The organism is Peribacillus sp. TH16 (assembly GCF_016651095.1).
Lineage (GTDB): Bacteria > Bacillota > Bacilli > Bacillales > DSM-1321 > Peribacillus > Peribacillus butanolivorans.
In genome coordinates, this window is the sequence record NZ_JAEKEM010000009.1 from 2,509,428 (window position 1) to 2,524,158 (window position 14,731).

Consider the following 14,731-nt stretch of genomic DNA (forward strand, 5'->3'; position numbering starts at 1 on the left):
TTCGCAAATATATTAAGGGGTATAATTCCCCTGAATTAACTCTTGTGCTGCCGCTTCATCCGTGATTAAAACCGTCGATGAAGGTGCACCTTTCATATATGAACGGATTGCTTTTGCTTTAGTTTTCCCACCTGCTACAGTAATCACTCGCTTTTCAGGGCTAAGATCATCTAATTGAATGCCGACAGTCAAAACTTTATGAACAACTTTTCCGTTTTCATCGTAATAATAACCGAATGCTTCTCCTACAGCATTTCCATCAATCAGCTTCTTTAGCATTTCTGGTGTAGAATTTCTTCTTTTAGCCATTGCCAAAGCATCACCAATTCCATGGATAATCATATCGGCTGACTTGATTTGGGAAATAACTTCTTTAATTGCAGGTTCTTTCATAAAGGAAGCATATACCTCACCGCTTAATTGATCAGGTACATATAACACTCGGTACGAGGCATGCGTCTTATGTGCCATTTTCTCTACAATGGTATTAGCTTGATTCTGTACAGCTTCACCAATTCCGCCGCGAGCAGGGACAAATGTCAATTTCCTTGACGCTGCATCAGGTGACAAAGAATTAGCTACTTCGGCCATTGTTGATCCACCTGTAACAGCAATGGTATTCTTTGATTCCCACTCTTGTTTCATACGGTTTGCACATGCTTTGCCCAATTCTTTTTTTACCCATGGAATTTCATCACAATTACCAGAGACTATGATGACTTCATCAACTTGTAATATGTCCTGCAACTTCCGTTCCATTATGTCTATACCCATTACTTCACGCATTATTCCTTCTAACTTATCCAGGATCTCCATCCCTTCATCAGTGAGAGTCATTCCAGAACTGAATATATTTATCAGGTTCTGACTTTTCAGAAAATCAACCTCACCTCTTAGCGTCCGCTCCGTCAAATTAAGGCTAACTGCCAGACTTCGCCTTCCAACTGGCTGCATCATTTTGATATAACGCAGGATATCATATCTTTTTTGCATAACCATAAGGAAATCAGGTAATAATTTTCTTTGTACCTCGAGTAATGTACGCATGTTTAAAACTCCTAAAAGTTAAAGTTGGACACTTTATGTCCCGCATAGTCATTTAATGTCCCACTTAAAACAAAAAAATATTCCTGCTACATATTTTATTCTAGCAGGAACGGAATGTTTCTTCAAATGATTTGAAAAATTATTTTTCCACAAGCCTATTTAAAGCTGATTTATCAACATTTCCGAATTGAATTATATTACCTTTCCATTCTATAACAGGAATCATAAGCCCGAACTTTTCAAGTAAAGCATCATCAGAATAGATATCAATTTCCGTATATACTATACCTGATTCAAATTTAATCTCTTCAAGAATTTGTTTGGCCTTTTCACATAATGGACATTTTTCCCTGCTGTATAAAACAAACACATTTGATTCCAAATTACTCATCCTTTTCAATCATATCTTTTTCGTTTAGATGAAGAAGGAATCCCTAATTGTTCCCGGTATTTGGCGACAGTTCGACGTGCCAGAATAATTCCATTCTCCTCTTTTAATCGTTCAGCCAAGTCCTGGTCAGAAAGCGGCTTTTGTTTATTTTCACAATTGATCGCTGCCTGGAGGCTTTTTTTTGCTTGCATGCCCGACATATCTTCATCAAGGCCGACAGATTGTAAAGAAGTAGTGAAAAATATCCGCATCTCTATCGTACCAAATGGTGTCTGCACGTATTTCCCTTTAACAGCCCGGCTTACTGTGGACTCATGTATGCCAAGCTCGTCGGCGATTTCTTTCATGGTCATCGGCTTTAAATAATTTAAACCGTGATGAAAGCAAGCTGGCTGTTTTTCGACTATACACTGAATAACCTTCAATATAGTCTCTTTTCTCTGTTGAATCCCTCTTGAGATCCATTGGTATTCTTGCCACTTATCCTGGATAAAACGTTGCACTCCCTGGTCCTTATGACTCTTCATTCTGTTTAAATACCCTTTATCCACATTAAGATTAGGTGTGTTACCATCATAATTCCCGACAAGCAGGATTCCGTCACGAACTTCCACGACTACATCCGGCACAATATAGGATGGTTTTTCCTGAAAAAAGAGTGAAGCAGGACGCGGATTCAATGTCTGGACATAATCAAAAACTTCTTGAATCTCCTTCATTGTAGCGCCAATTTTTTTACTTAAGTCTTTCCACCGCTTTTCAGCAAAATCGAGGAAATGGTTCTCTATGATCGATTCTGCCAGCAGATTCACACCTTCTGCTTTTACCTGAAGTAAAAGACATTCTTGAAGATTCCTCGCTGCAAGCCCATGCGGCTCGAGTTGCTGTAAAAGTCGTAGGCTCTCTTCTAAAACGACTGAAGATATCCCCGGAACACATATATCTTCCAGCTGGATTCGCAAGTAACCGTTTTCATCAAGGTTATGAATTAAGAGCAACATCGCCTTCTGCTGCTCACCAGAAAGTTGCTGGTGATTCACTTGCGACATGACATGCTGTTCAAGTGAAAGGGTATCTTCACTGATTTGTTCAATCCAATAATTAGCATCATACGTATTTTTAAGAGTTCGTTTACCCTTTTTCCGGTCAAGGGTTGGCTGAAACAAAGCAGATGTTGGCTGATCTAGGGACAGTAATGGATTTTCCACCATTTTATTTTCTAAAAAAGCGGAAAGCTCTTGTGCGGAGTACTGCAACAATGTAATAGCTTGCATCAGCTCCTGGGTCATTGCCATTTTTAATGTTTGCTGTTGAAAAAGTCCTGCTTTCATATTCATACTCATCGATTCATCCCTCCCCTATTTCATTTTACATTATCAGGAGAAAATTCTACACAAAAACCCATGAAAACGCTTACGTTTTTTTCTGAATAGTGTATTTGTTTTAAATACTATATGTCAGGAATGCGATTTTCACAACTACTTTTATTGAGAAATCAACATTTTCCAAGGGTAATGACTATTTTTTTCCAAAATAGGGTGATATTACAGGATTTGATGGAAATTTACGGAAATCGATTAAATTCATCAAAAATCGCTAGGAGCCGTCGGATGCCTTCACTTAAAAATAACAAATAAAAAATCCCCTACTTAATTAAGCAGGAGATTGGTAATGCCCTCGGCAGGAATCGAACCTGCATTTCAAGCTTCGGAGGCTTGCGTTCTATCCGTTGCACTACGAGGGCGAAATAGAAGATCATTTACTATATTTTTTCGACAGACTTCATTATATGATAGAATGCCTTCCTTTGCAAGGGTTATCAGGTTTAAAACTTCGGCTTTTGGGTATTATGGGTAATGTGGAAATTCATCCCTGTGCGGCATAATTATAAATAAATTTAATTAGGAAGGAGACTTAGCTAGAAAATTGTCGAACAAATTATCAATTATAGGGTTTGTTTTGTTTGACCTAAATTGACCAAAAAGTGTATCATACATACATAAAGAATTTAAATGATTCTCTTAATCGAAGGAGGAAATGAACATGAATTTAATTCCTACAGTTATCGAACAAACAAGTCGTGGGGAGCGTGCCTACGATATTTATTCCCGTTTATTAAAAGACCGGATCATTATGCTTGGAAGCGCAATTGATGACAATGTTTCCAATTCTATTGTTGCTCAATTACTATTTTTAGAAGCAGAAAATCCTGAAAAAGATATTACTTTATATATCAACAGCCCAGGTGGAAGCATCACATCTGGTATGGCTATCTACGATACAATGCAATATATTAAACCAAATGTATCAACTGTTTGTATTGGTATGGCTGCTTCTATGGGTGCATTCCTATTGGCTGCTGGTGAAAAAGGCAAACGTTATGCCCTGCCAAACAGTGAAGTCATGATTCACCAACCACTTGGAGGAGCTCAAGGTCAAGCAACGGAAATTGAAATTGCAGCACGCCGTATCCTTCACTTGAAAGACAAATTAAACCAAATCCTAGCAGAACGTACTGGACAACCTATAGAAGTCCTTCAAAGAGATACAGAACGCGATAACTTCATGACCTCTGAAAGAGCTCTTGAATATGGCTTGATTGACAAAGTCATCACTCGTAGCAATCTTGAAGATAAAAAAGACAAATAATAAAACTAAAGGACTCGAAAGTAGCATAAAGCGACTTTTGAGTCCTTTTTCTTTTATGTGAAAACTTTAAGAGGATGCTTGTCGGCACCCTCTTATTTTATCCTTCTTGCTGTACGAATTCTTCTAATGCCTCTATTGCTTCTTTTTCATCACGGCCTTCAACAATAAGCTTGACGGACACGCCAGAGCTAATGGCAAGACTCATTAATCCCATAATACTTTTTGCATTCACTTTTTTTCCTTCTTTTTCAAGGAAAACATCTGAATGAAAGCGGTTAGCTTCTTGAACAAAAAGAGCAGCCGGTCGTGCTTGTAAACCTGTTTTTAGTCGTACTTCTACTTGTTTTTCCACCATCTTGATCTCCCCTGTTAGCTTTATTTTTTCGCAGCAATAGCTTCTCCTCCACGGAGTCTATCAGCTATTTCATCAATTTTTCGCAACCGATGATTAATCCCCGACTTACTGATGTTTCCTCCTGATACCATTTCTCCAAGTTCCTTTAATGTTATATCCTGAAATGCTATCCTTAGCTCCGCAATTTCCCGAAGCTTATCTGGTAAAATATTTAATCCTACCGTATCCTCAATGTAATGGATATTTTCAACCTGACGCAATGAGGCCCCAATCGTTTTGTTCAAATTAGCTGTTTCACAATTCACAAGGCGATTTACGGAATTACGCATATCACGGACAATTCTTACATCCTCAAACCTTAATAAAGCTGAATGAGCTCCCACAATACTTAAAAACTCTGCAATTTTTTCGGCTTCTTTTAAATAAATGATATACCCTTTTTTACGTTCTAGCGTCTTAGCCTTTAAACCAAACTTATTCATTAGCTCACAAAGCGCATCATTGTGCTCTTTATAAAGTGAGAAAATCTCAAGATGATAGGAAGACGTTTCCGGATTATTGACCGAACCTCCCGCAAGAAATGCACCTCTTAGATATGAACGCTTACAACATTTTTTCCCAACAATAGTATCGGATATAGCATGGAGAATTTCAAAGCCCTCGCCTAAAATTTCTAAATCGGTTAAAATCCGCTGCCCTCCAGATGACATCCTGACAATATAAACATTATTCTTTTTAAGCTTCATCTTTTTACGAACCAGCAGCTCGACCTGGACCTCATAACTTTTTTTCAACAGCGTGTAAATCCGTCTGGCAATCGCTGCATTTTCAGTTTGAATATCCACAACAAGCTTCCGATTAGAAAATGAAAGGGATCCATTCATCCGGATAAGTGCACACAATTCTGCTTTTCCGCAACAATCCTTTCCTTCCAATGTAGTAAGCTCTTTTTTTGTTTCTGAAGCAAAAGACATCCATTTCACCCCCAATCGAACGCAGGTAATCTCTTTTTATTAGTCAAAAAGCAGTATCCACTTATATCTACGGAACTATATGACTTTTCGTTTCATTTACCAGCATATTATAAAGCAAATCTGCCACTTTTTTTGTGTCATGGCGTATTACATTACCTTCATAGCTAAAAATGCGTTCTTGTATGATTTCAAGACCCATTCTTTTTAAACTTTCCACATCGTACACAACCGGTTTGGCATATTCAGCTTTATAACGTTCCTGAATTTCAGACGGTATTTCCTCATTATTAACAAGTATCCTGTCAATATATGCATTTCCCATATGATCATATATAGCTTTTATATGATCGCTTGCGCTATAATCCAGCGTCTCGCCTGCTTGTGTCATTAAATTGCAAATGTACACTTTCTTCGCCTTAGAGCGGCCTACTTCTTCACCAAGACCTGGAACAAGTAGATTAGGCAGAATGCTAGTATATAAGCTTCCTGGACCGATGACGATAAGATCTGCCTGCTTGATTTCTTGGAGAGTTTCACTTAGCGGCTTTATATGTTGGGGCGACAGAAATACTTTTTTTATTTTCTTTCCTGAAAAGGGGATTTTGGATTCTCCAGTAACAATCGATCCATCATCCATTTCCGCTTGGAGAACCACACTTTGGTTGGCAGCTGGCAGTACTTTACCCCGGACATTCAAGAATTTACTCATTTCCTGGATTGCATGGACGAAATCTCCCGTTAATGAGGTCATAGCAGCGAGAATCAGATTCCCCAACGAATGCCCGGACAACTCATTTTTACTCTGAAAGCGATGCTGAAACATTTGCTCAACAAGAGGCTCTACATCTGACAATGCAGCAAGAACGTTACGAATATCACCAGGTGCGGGGATATCCATGTCCTCACGAAGGCGCCCTGAACTTCCACCATCATCAGCTACCGTAACGATTGCTGTTATATCCACTGGATGCTTCTTTAATCCTCTTAATAAAACCGGAAGGCCAGTTCCCCCTCCAATGATCACAACTTTAGGCCGGTTCTTTTTATTTAACATCTTTTACTTTCCCCTTACTTTTTTCGATATCTCGATGAGACACCTGAACCCTGTAATCCTTTTGGAAGTAGTTCGAAATATACTCAGTCAATGCTACAGAACGGTGCTGACCTCCTGTACACCCAATCGCAATAACAAGTTGCGCTTTCCCTTCACGCTTATAATATGGAAGCATAAAGGTAAGCAGATCTGTTACCTTTTCTAAAAACTTTTGTGTCTCACTCCATTTTAAAACGTAGCTAGATACTTCTTGCTCCAACCCCGTCTTTGGCCTCATGTGGTCAATATAGTACGGATTGGGTAGAAAACGTACATCAAACACAAGGTCTGCATCTATAGGTAGACCATGCTTGAACCCAAAGGACATGACATTGACTGTAAATCCTACACTTTTATCCGTTGAAAATTCTGAAGCAATTTTTTCCCTTAGTTCACGTGGCTTCAGCTGTGAAGTATTAAAAATCAACTGAGCCCTTCCTTTTAGTTCATCCAAGAGTTCCCGTTCCATTTTAATACCTTCTAATGGCCGGCCTAATGGAGCTAATGGATGGGTCCTTCTCGTTTCCTTATATCGACAGACCAAGGAATCATCATCAGCTTCAAGAAAAAGAATTCTTGGTGAAACCGATGATGTTTCTGTTAATTTGTCCAAAGCAAGAAATAAGGAATCAAAAAATTCTCTCCCCCGTAAATCCATAACAAGTGCTACTTTATTCATCTTATTCCCAGAGTCCTTCATTAACTCCAAAAACTTTGGCAATAAAGTGGGCGGCAAATTATCGACGCAAAAAAAGCCGAGGTCTTCAAAACTTTGAACCGCCACCGTCTTTCCTGCTCCTGACATTCCAGTTATGATGACCAATTGCGTTTCATTCATCTGCCCTGTACTCATTTTTCTCCGCCCCCATGTATAGCAATCTTTTTTATACGTAAATATTAACCTGGATCTAACCGATAAGAAAGCAACTTAAATTCAGGTGTATAGGTAAACGTTCCGTAAATAATTCCACTTCCATGAACCATATAGTCCAGAATGTGAAAATCCCCTTCAGCCATTTTCAGCTTTTTAACATCTTCAATAGGGTGCCAGAAAAGCTCCCCTTCTTCACATACATCTACATTGACACCATCAGAGTCCGTAGCAAAGAAAGTAAACATCATCCATTCTGACAACACCTTATCCCCATCCTTCATAATGAAGGTGAAAATGCCTTTGATGGTAGGGTTTTTTAAATAAACACCTGTTTCTTCGCGAAATTCTCTTATACAGGCATCACGTATAGATTCTCCGGGCTCCATCTTGCCACCAGGAGCTACCCACCATCCGCGTCTTGGTTTTTTTAATAATAAGATTTGATTATCCTTAATCAATACACAGTTTGTGACACGTTGCACGTTCTTCACCTCAAATTGGCCTCTGCTCGACTATAGAAACCTTCACTCTTGTGTTCCAGAGATTCAGTTTATATCTTTAAACCGCCGCTAGACATCCATTTGGCGATTTACAAATGCTTATAGTTCAAACAAGCTGTATTTTAAATCTTACCCTTATGAATGATATATGTTTAGTATATCTTATCATTATACTATTTTTGAAATAAGCTAACAATAAAGTAACCTTCCTGCATTGGGGGAATATTCATCTCGTGGAATTACCGAGTAAATTTCTTCTCTAGCTTACCTCCTATTCTTCTCCACTTTCATTCCCTAAATGCAGATGGCTATCTTACTTTCTATTACAACATATTGATTCTTCCTAGAAAATGGTAGGGGAGATATAGTCTTAAAGCAGGAAACGAAAAAAAGACACAGATTCTTAATCTGTGTCCTCAACGTTTTATAATAAAAGGGGGTCAACTTCTACTCTTACTATACCCAATCATTATTTCACTGGTGTTACAACATAATTAAAACAGAATTACGATGTGTAAATTTTTGTATATAAATTATAATACTTAAGCCTTCGGTTGCAACTTTTCTTGAAGTTCTTCCACATAATGCTGAACAGATTGAGCAGCAATACTTCCATCACCTGTTGCTGTAACAATTTGGCGCAAAGTTTTTTCACGAACATCTCCAGCAGCAAAAATACCTGGGACCCGTGTTTCCATCCGATCATTCGTTTCGATGTAGCCTGTAGAATTCAAGATGCCTAATTTTTCAAATGGCTTAGTTAGTGGCAACATTCCGATATAGATGAATACACCGTCTGCGTCCATTACTTTCTCTTCTCCATTTACTGTGGAAACAAGAGTGACACCACCAACTTTACCGCCTTCTTCATTAATTTGCTTCAAAGTATGATTCCAGATGAAGTTAATTTTTTCATTGGCAAACGCACGATCCTGAAGGATTTTCTGTGCACGAAGCTCTTCACGTCTGTGAACGATCGTTACTTTCGAAGCAAAACGAGTTAAGTACACACCCTCTTCAACTGCAGAGTCTCCTCCGCCGATAACGAACAGTTCTTTTTCTTTGAAGAATGCTCCATCACAAACAGCACAATACGATACACCACGTCCGCCTAATTCTTTTTCGCCAGGAACGCCGATTTTCTTGTATTCGGCACCTGAAGAAATAATGATCGAACGAGCTTTAAATTCTTTAGAACCGGCAACAATTGTTTTATACTCTTCCCCGTCGATGATTTCCTTAACATCACCATAGGCATACTCCGCACCAAATTTCTTGGCATGGTCAAACATTTTTGTTGAAAGTTCAGGTCCGAGGATAGTGTCGAATCCTGGATAGTTTTCAACTTCCTCTGTGTTCGCCATTTGGCCGCCTGGTACTCCGCGTTCTAACATCAATGTTGAAAGGTTCGCACGTGATGTATAGACAGCAGCCGTCATCCCAGCAGGACCAGCTCCGATAATAACAACGTCATAAATTTTTTCAGACATGTTCTCACTCCTCCATATTCCATAACAAATGGAACCTTCACTAAGGTTAGTGTTCCCTACCTATTATCCTATATAACAAATAATTTTTCGTCCAAATATCTGCTCACTCTAGGAGCGTTTGAACCAATTTTACATACTTCGATAAGGTCGACACCGATATGAAATGTTTGTCTGCTATTGCCTGCTTGCTCATCTTTTCATTTTTAAGCTGATTCCATACGTATTCGACTGCAGATGCCCAGCCTGCTGGATTATTAAGCTTTTGCTCTGATTTAACCGCTTCGATGAAGACAGAAAACCACATTAAATAGAGCCCAGCTTCATCTAATTGAATCGGTTGAAAATGCTGATATAATAATTCAGCCGTTCGATCGGCAAAATCAATGGGTGTCAGTTGACGATTTTTTGCAGGAGCTTGCACCAGGTCTGCATAATCCCTTTCCAAGTCAGTGAAGTTCTGATTCAGGTTGAGTACCTGGTTTTTCAATAGCTTTTGCTTATGAACCGAATGTTTCAAAAGGAAAATAGCAAACAGTCTTTCTTCAATAAATTCGCTTTCAAGCCGTTTTATAATGGAAGGAAAATGATGTTCAAAACCATCAGAAGTTGCATTCATATCTCCCCAAGGCTCCATGCCTTCTTTTTCCGGATTCATTTCTACAACCCTTTTCCAAGCTTTTCTAGCTGCCTGTTCATGTCCTAAATGGAAGGCCGATATGGTAAGCCAATAGTAGAAGGTCCCATCTCCTTCAAACCCTTGTTTCTGCAATATTTTTAGCCATTTATATGCGGATGCATAGTTCCCGATTAACGCGAAAGTCGCACCAAGCTTGAAGCGATGTTCAGATAACATCGGCCGAATTTTTTCGAGCATTTGTATAAGCTCTTCCACCTTATCCTCATCCTGTTGATAATGATGGAAAACCACCAGGTTACAAAGCGCATGTAAGTTTCCTGGACTTTTTTCAAGTACCTCATCCAACGTTTCAAAAGCTTCATCTACCTGACCAAGGTAAAAATAAGCAAGTGCTAGATTATTATAAGCCGACCAATAATCCTGGTATTCGGCAATCGTTTCTTTTAGTACTTCAATTGCCTTAGGGAAATTCCCCGATTCTAAATACTCACGAGCCTTTTCCTGCTTGGAAATAAGTCCATCATGCTTAAAGAGATTTTCTTCGGATTCATCCGACTCGAAGGTAATGAGTTCAAGAAGATCCTCTGCATCATCGCTGAACTCTCCGTCTTCTTCTTTATCCAGGTATGCACTCGCGTGGCGGTAAGCCTCCTTGAACATGCCTAAATGAGCATAATTATTCGCCAGGAAGTAATGGCATTCCGACATATATGGATCCATCACATCCAAGATATTTTCCAGGAGGTTATTTGAATAATTATATTCGCCGATCTCTGAGCAGGTGATTGCCAATTGACAGGCTATCATCGGTTCTGACGGTTCAAGTTCCAGCGCACGTTCCAAGTATTTTTTTGATTTAGGTAGTTCTCGTCTATGATATGCTTTTAGACCCTTGGTGAAATAATACTCACCTGTCGGGTGAAAGGTTAGAATTTTTGCCTGTTGGCCAAATTTAGAGTCTTTACTCATGTAATCCTCCATCTACAAGTTGATTAACCATAGTATTATAACATATTGAAGAATTTTTGCCGAATAATTCAAGAAAATGGAAAACGGATTTATGATACTTTTATTTAGAAATTATCAGGCAAAATACACGGGTTTTGAATCATCATTTTCTCATAAATGTTTTCCTTCACAGGTGTAAAAAAGAGCCAAGATTATGAAGTGAACCCAAAAAGTTAGACACTTTATTTAATTAGGCAGCCTTGAGGGCATGAACCCGGTAATCTTCCGGGCTCATGACTTTTAAATTTTACCTTGATTCGTTGATGATTGTCGTCGTAAACACTCAGAACAAAACCTTTATAAGGAAAAATACCCTCCGGATTTGGGAGGGTATTTGACTATTTATTTATTCATTTTCTTTAGGTTCGTCTTTATCAGAATGTCTGGCCTTCAGTACATCAAGCACTGCTTGGAAAGGCAATTCTTGTTCTTGAAGAAGAACAAATAAGTGATAGAGAAGGTCTGCACTTTCCATAGAAAGCTCTTCAGCATCGCGGTTTTTAGCAGCAATGATCACTTCAGCAGCTTCTTCCCCTACTTTTTTCAAGATTTTATCAACGCCCTTATCGAATAGGTAGGTTGTATAAGATCCTTCAGGCATTTCCGTTTTTCTTTTTCCAATCAATTTCTCTAATTCCGTCAAGAAAGTCACATTTGTCTGTACCGCTTGTTGCGCTTCTTTATTTTGATAAATCGTTTCGCTGAAACAGCTTGTTGCACCTGTATGGCATGCCGGCCCTGCAGGAACAACACGAACGACTATTGCATCCTGATCGCAGTCATACTTCATTTCTGTGATTTTTTGCGTATTTCCACTCGTTTCTCCCTTATGCCATAACTCATTGCGTGAACGGCTGAAGAACACGGTTTCTCCTTTTTCTATGGATAATTGCAAGGATTCTTTATTCATATAAGCAAGTGTCAGCACTTCGCCAGTTCCTGCATCTTGGACAATCGCCGGAACCAGACCTTTTTCGTCATATCTAATAGTTTCGAGATTCATCGTACAACCACTCCTTGTTGTTTGAGAAACGTTTTGACTTCTTTAACAGATGTTTCTTTATAATGAAAAATTGAGGCTGCTAACCCTGCGTCCGCTTTTCCTTCTTCAAATGCTTCCTGGAAATGCTCCGCGTTACCTGCACCGCCAGAAGCAATAACAGGAACCGAAACTGCTTCCGATACCGCTTTTGTTAATGCGATATTAAAGCCCTGTTTTTCTCCGTCACAATCCATGCTTGTCAATAAAATTTCACCAGCACCACGTGTGACCGCTTCCTTCGCCCAATCAATTACTTCCCATTCAGTCGGTTTTCGACCGCCATGGGTATAAACGCGCCATGAACCAAGCTCTTCATCATATCGCGCATCAATAGCAATTACGATACATTGAGCACCAAAATAATCGGAACCTTCATTAATTAAGTCAGGTCGTAAAACAGCTGCTGTATTTAAAGATACTTTATCTGCACCAGCACGTAGAATCTTCTTCATATCAGCTAGCGAATTAATACCGCCGCCAACTGTAAACGGGATTGCTAGACTGCCTGCAACCGCTTGAACGACGTCTACAATCGTTTCCCTACCTTCGTGTGAAGCAGAAATATCAAGAAAGACAAGCTCATCAGCACCTTCTTGGTCGTAAAAGGCAGCTAGCTCGACTGGATCCCCGGCATCCCTTAAGGAAACAAATTGTATCCCCTTAACCACACGTCCGTCTTTTACATCCAGACAAGGAATAATTCTTTTGGTCAGCATTTAACCACGCACCTTTTCTACCGCTTCTTTTACAGTAAAGCGATTAGTATAAAGCGCCTTGCCAATAATCGCCCCTGCAACACCTTGAGCTTCATACTCCTTGAGGGTGATTAGATCTTCGAGTGAACTAATGCCGCCAGAAGCAATTACATTTTTGCCAGTTGCCTTCGCCATTGCCACAATCCCGTGCACATTTGGTCCTGAAAGCATGCCGTCTGTTGCGATATCGGTCACGATAAATGTCTCTGCGCCAGCATCAGCTAGTAGTTTCCCAAGCTCTATGGCCTTTGTTTCTGACGTTTGAAGCCAGCCATGAGTGGCAACCTTACCATCCTTCGCATCAATGCCAATCGCGATATGGTTTCCATATTTTCTGATCATATCTTTAGTAAATTCCGGGTCTGAAACGGCCGAGCTGCCTAGAATTACACGCTCTACACCATTATCAAGATAATGAGCAATGTCCTGCTCCGTTCGAATGCCTCCGCCAATTTGGACGCGGGCACCTAACTCTTTGGCTGCTTTAATAACGTAGGAATCGTTGATACGAACGCCTTCTTTAGCTCCATCCAGATCAACCATATGTATCCAATCCGCTCCTTGGTCCGCAAAACTTTTAGCCATATCAAAGGGGGAATCGCCATAAACCGTTTCCTGATTGTAGTCTCCCTGGATTAAGCGAACGCATTTGCCTCCACGCATATCAATCGCTGGGTAAATCGTAAAGTTGCTCAAGCTTTTCCCTTCCCTTCTACTAATGTCAAATAATTTTTTAAGAGTGACATGCCCATCTGGCCGCTTTTTTCCGGATGAAACTGCATCCCAAATACATTTCCTTTGCCAACAATCGCCGGTACTTCCACATCATAAGTTGCTGAAGCGGTAATGTATGACTCATCAGTATCAGCGTAATAAGAATGGACGAAATAAACGTGTTCCTCTTCAAGGCCTTCGATCACTGGCGATACATGTTTAAATTCAAGACGATTCCAGCCCATGTGCGGCACCTTATAAGTCATCTCATTGGCATCCATCCCCGTAAAACGAACGACTTTACCTGGGATGAGAGATAATCCTTTTGCTGGTCCATTTTCCTCGCTTTCATCAAAGAGAAGCTGCATACCCAAGCATATGCCTAATAAATAACCTCCACCGGCTACGTATTTTTTCAGGAATTCATCAAGCTTTTGTTTTTCCAAAAGACTCATAGCATCTCTGAAAGAACCGACACCGGGAAGAATAATGCCTGTCGCTTTAGAAAGTTCTTCTGGATCATCGGAAATGAATGAGTCAGCTCCAAGTCGTTCCAGCCCTTTACTGACAGAGAATAAATTCCCCATTCCGTAATCGACGATTCCTATCATTTACAACATTCCTTTCGTTGAAGGAATACCTTTAACACGAGGATCAATGGTAGTAGCTTCGTCCAATGCACGCCCAAGCGCTTTAAATATCGCCTCAATCATATGATGCGTGTTGTGACCGTAATGAACGACAACATGAAGGTTCATCCGGGCTTCAAGCGCGAACTTCCAAAGGAACTCGTGCACTAATTCAGTATCGAATGTACCAACCTTTTGTGAAGGAAACTCTGCACGAAACTCAAGATGCGGCCGATTACTTAAATCGATGACAACCTGCGCAAGTGCTTCATCCATAGGTACGAAAGCATTTCCGTAACGCTTTATACCACGCTTGTCTCCAAGAGCTTCCAATAATGTTTGACCTAAGCAAATACCAATATCTTCAGTTGTATGATGATCATCGACTTCTGTATCACCCTTCGCATCAACGGTCAAATCAAACTTCCCGTGCTTCGTGAACAAATCAAGCATATGCGTCATAAACGGAACACCCGTCATAATTGAGGAATTCCCTTCCCCATCCACACCAAACTTCAAGCTAATATCAGTCTCATTCGTCTTCCGCTCCACACTAGCAAAACGCTCCATTAC

General features: G+C 39.9%; 16 protein-coding genes and 1 tRNA gene. 1 reads left to right on the forward strand and 16 read right to left on the reverse strand.

The annotated features are described in order from the left end of the window. Nucleotides 1-12: 12 nt before the first annotated feature. The 4 genes from JFV29_RS26230 to JFV29_RS26245 form a co-directional block, all read right to left on the reverse strand. On the reverse strand, nt 13-1,047 hold the full coding sequence (locus JFV29_RS26230; RefSeq protein WP_201187315.1) for a sugar-binding transcriptional regulator: 1,035 nt from the start codon (nt 1,045-1,047) through the stop codon (nt 13-15). Between the two features lie 139 nt (nt 1,048-1,186). After that, nucleotides 1,187-1,429 (reverse strand): glutaredoxin family protein, encoded by a 243-nt coding sequence (locus JFV29_RS26235; protein ID WP_235566054.1) that lies wholly within the window; start codon nt 1,427-1,429, stop codon nt 1,187-1,189. A 14-nt stretch (nt 1,430-1,443) separates the two neighbouring features. After that, nucleotides 1,444-2,781, reverse strand: coding sequence for an RNA polymerase factor sigma-54 (rpoN, locus tag JFV29_RS26240; protein ID WP_242486948.1), 1,338 nt, complete (start codon nt 2,779-2,781; stop codon nt 1,444-1,446). A gap of 329 nt (nt 2,782-3,110) precedes the next feature. Next, nucleotides 3,111-3,182 (reverse strand) — tRNA-Arg (locus JFV29_RS26245). Nucleotides 3,183-3,481: 299 nt separating this feature from the next. On the opposite strand from JFV29_RS26245, the gene clpP reads away from it, so the two are divergent. Continuing rightward, nucleotides 3,482-4,087 (forward strand): ATP-dependent Clp endopeptidase proteolytic subunit ClpP, encoded by a 606-nt coding sequence (clpP, locus tag JFV29_RS26250; RefSeq protein WP_053348613.1) that lies wholly within the window; start codon nt 3,482-3,484, stop codon nt 4,085-4,087. 97 nt (nt 4,088-4,184) lie between these two features. On the opposite strand, the gene JFV29_RS26255 is transcribed toward clpP, so the two are convergent. From JFV29_RS26255 to hisB, 12 genes are all read right to left on the reverse strand, one after another. Next, entirely contained in the window at nt 4,185-4,442 is a 258-nt protein-coding gene (locus JFV29_RS26255; RefSeq protein WP_053348612.1) for an HPr family phosphocarrier protein, read from the reverse strand. A 20-nt stretch (nt 4,443-4,462) separates the two neighbouring features. After that, nucleotides 4,463-5,416: a DNA-binding protein WhiA gene (gene whiA / locus JFV29_RS26260; RefSeq protein WP_056524512.1), complete on the reverse strand. Its 954-nt coding sequence runs from the start codon at nt 5,414-5,416 to the stop codon at nt 4,463-4,465. Nucleotides 5,417-5,483: 67 nt separating this feature from the next. Beyond that, nucleotides 5,484-6,470 carry a gluconeogenesis factor YvcK family protein gene (locus tag JFV29_RS26265; RefSeq protein WP_056524509.1) on the reverse strand — a complete coding sequence of 329 codons (987 nt, stop codon included), beginning with the start codon at nt 6,468-6,470 and terminating at the stop codon, nt 5,484-5,486. Beyond that, nucleotides 6,460-7,362, reverse strand: a complete 903-nt coding sequence (gene rapZ / locus JFV29_RS26270) for an RNase adapter RapZ (RefSeq protein WP_098177239.1) — start codon at nt 7,360-7,362, stop codon at nt 6,460-6,462. Before rapZ ends, JFV29_RS26265 begins: the two co-directional genes overlap by 11 nt. 44 nt (nt 7,363-7,406) lie before the next feature. After that, nucleotides 7,407-7,865 carry an 8-oxo-dGTP diphosphatase gene (locus tag JFV29_RS26275; protein WP_053348608.1) on the reverse strand — a complete coding sequence of 153 codons (459 nt, stop codon included), beginning with the start codon at nt 7,863-7,865 and terminating at the stop codon, nt 7,407-7,409. Nucleotides 7,866-8,425: 560 nt separating this feature from the next. Beyond that, entirely contained in the window at nt 8,426-9,373 is a 948-nt protein-coding gene (gene trxB / locus JFV29_RS26280; RefSeq protein ID WP_201187319.1) for a thioredoxin-disulfide reductase, read from the reverse strand. A gap of 103 nt (nt 9,374-9,476) precedes the next feature. Beyond that, nucleotides 9,477-10,979, reverse strand: a complete 1,503-nt coding sequence (locus JFV29_RS26285) for a tetratricopeptide repeat protein (protein WP_201187322.1) — start codon at nt 10,977-10,979, stop codon at nt 9,477-9,479. Nucleotides 10,980-11,364: 385 nt separating this feature from the next. Further along, a complete protein-coding gene (gene hisIE / locus JFV29_RS26290) occupies nt 11,365-12,021 on the reverse strand; it encodes a bifunctional phosphoribosyl-AMP cyclohydrolase/phosphoribosyl-ATP diphosphatase HisIE (RefSeq protein ID WP_201187324.1) in 657 nt (218 codons plus the stop codon). Further along, complete coding sequence (gene hisF / locus JFV29_RS26295; RefSeq protein ID WP_053348604.1) at nt 12,018-12,776, reverse strand: imidazole glycerol phosphate synthase subunit HisF; 759 nt, start codon at nt 12,774-12,776, stop codon at nt 12,018-12,020. The genes hisIE and hisF overlap by 4 nt, the downstream gene beginning before the upstream one ends. After that, on the reverse strand, nt 12,777-13,511 hold the full coding sequence (hisA, locus tag JFV29_RS26300) for a 1-(5-phosphoribosyl)-5-[(5-phosphoribosylamino)methylideneamino]imidazole-4-carboxamide isomerase (protein ID WP_201187326.1): 735 nt from the start codon (nt 13,509-13,511) through the stop codon (nt 12,777-12,779). Beyond that, on the reverse strand, nt 13,508-14,140 hold the full coding sequence (gene hisH, locus JFV29_RS26305; protein ID WP_201187328.1) for an imidazole glycerol phosphate synthase subunit HisH: 633 nt from the start codon (nt 14,138-14,140) through the stop codon (nt 13,508-13,510). Before hisH ends, hisA begins: the two co-directional genes overlap by 4 nt. Then, nucleotides 14,141-14,728 (reverse strand): imidazoleglycerol-phosphate dehydratase HisB, encoded by a 588-nt coding sequence (gene hisB / locus JFV29_RS26310; RefSeq protein ID WP_056524495.1) that lies wholly within the window; start codon nt 14,726-14,728, stop codon nt 14,141-14,143. Nucleotides 14,729-14,731: the final 3 nt, after the last annotated feature.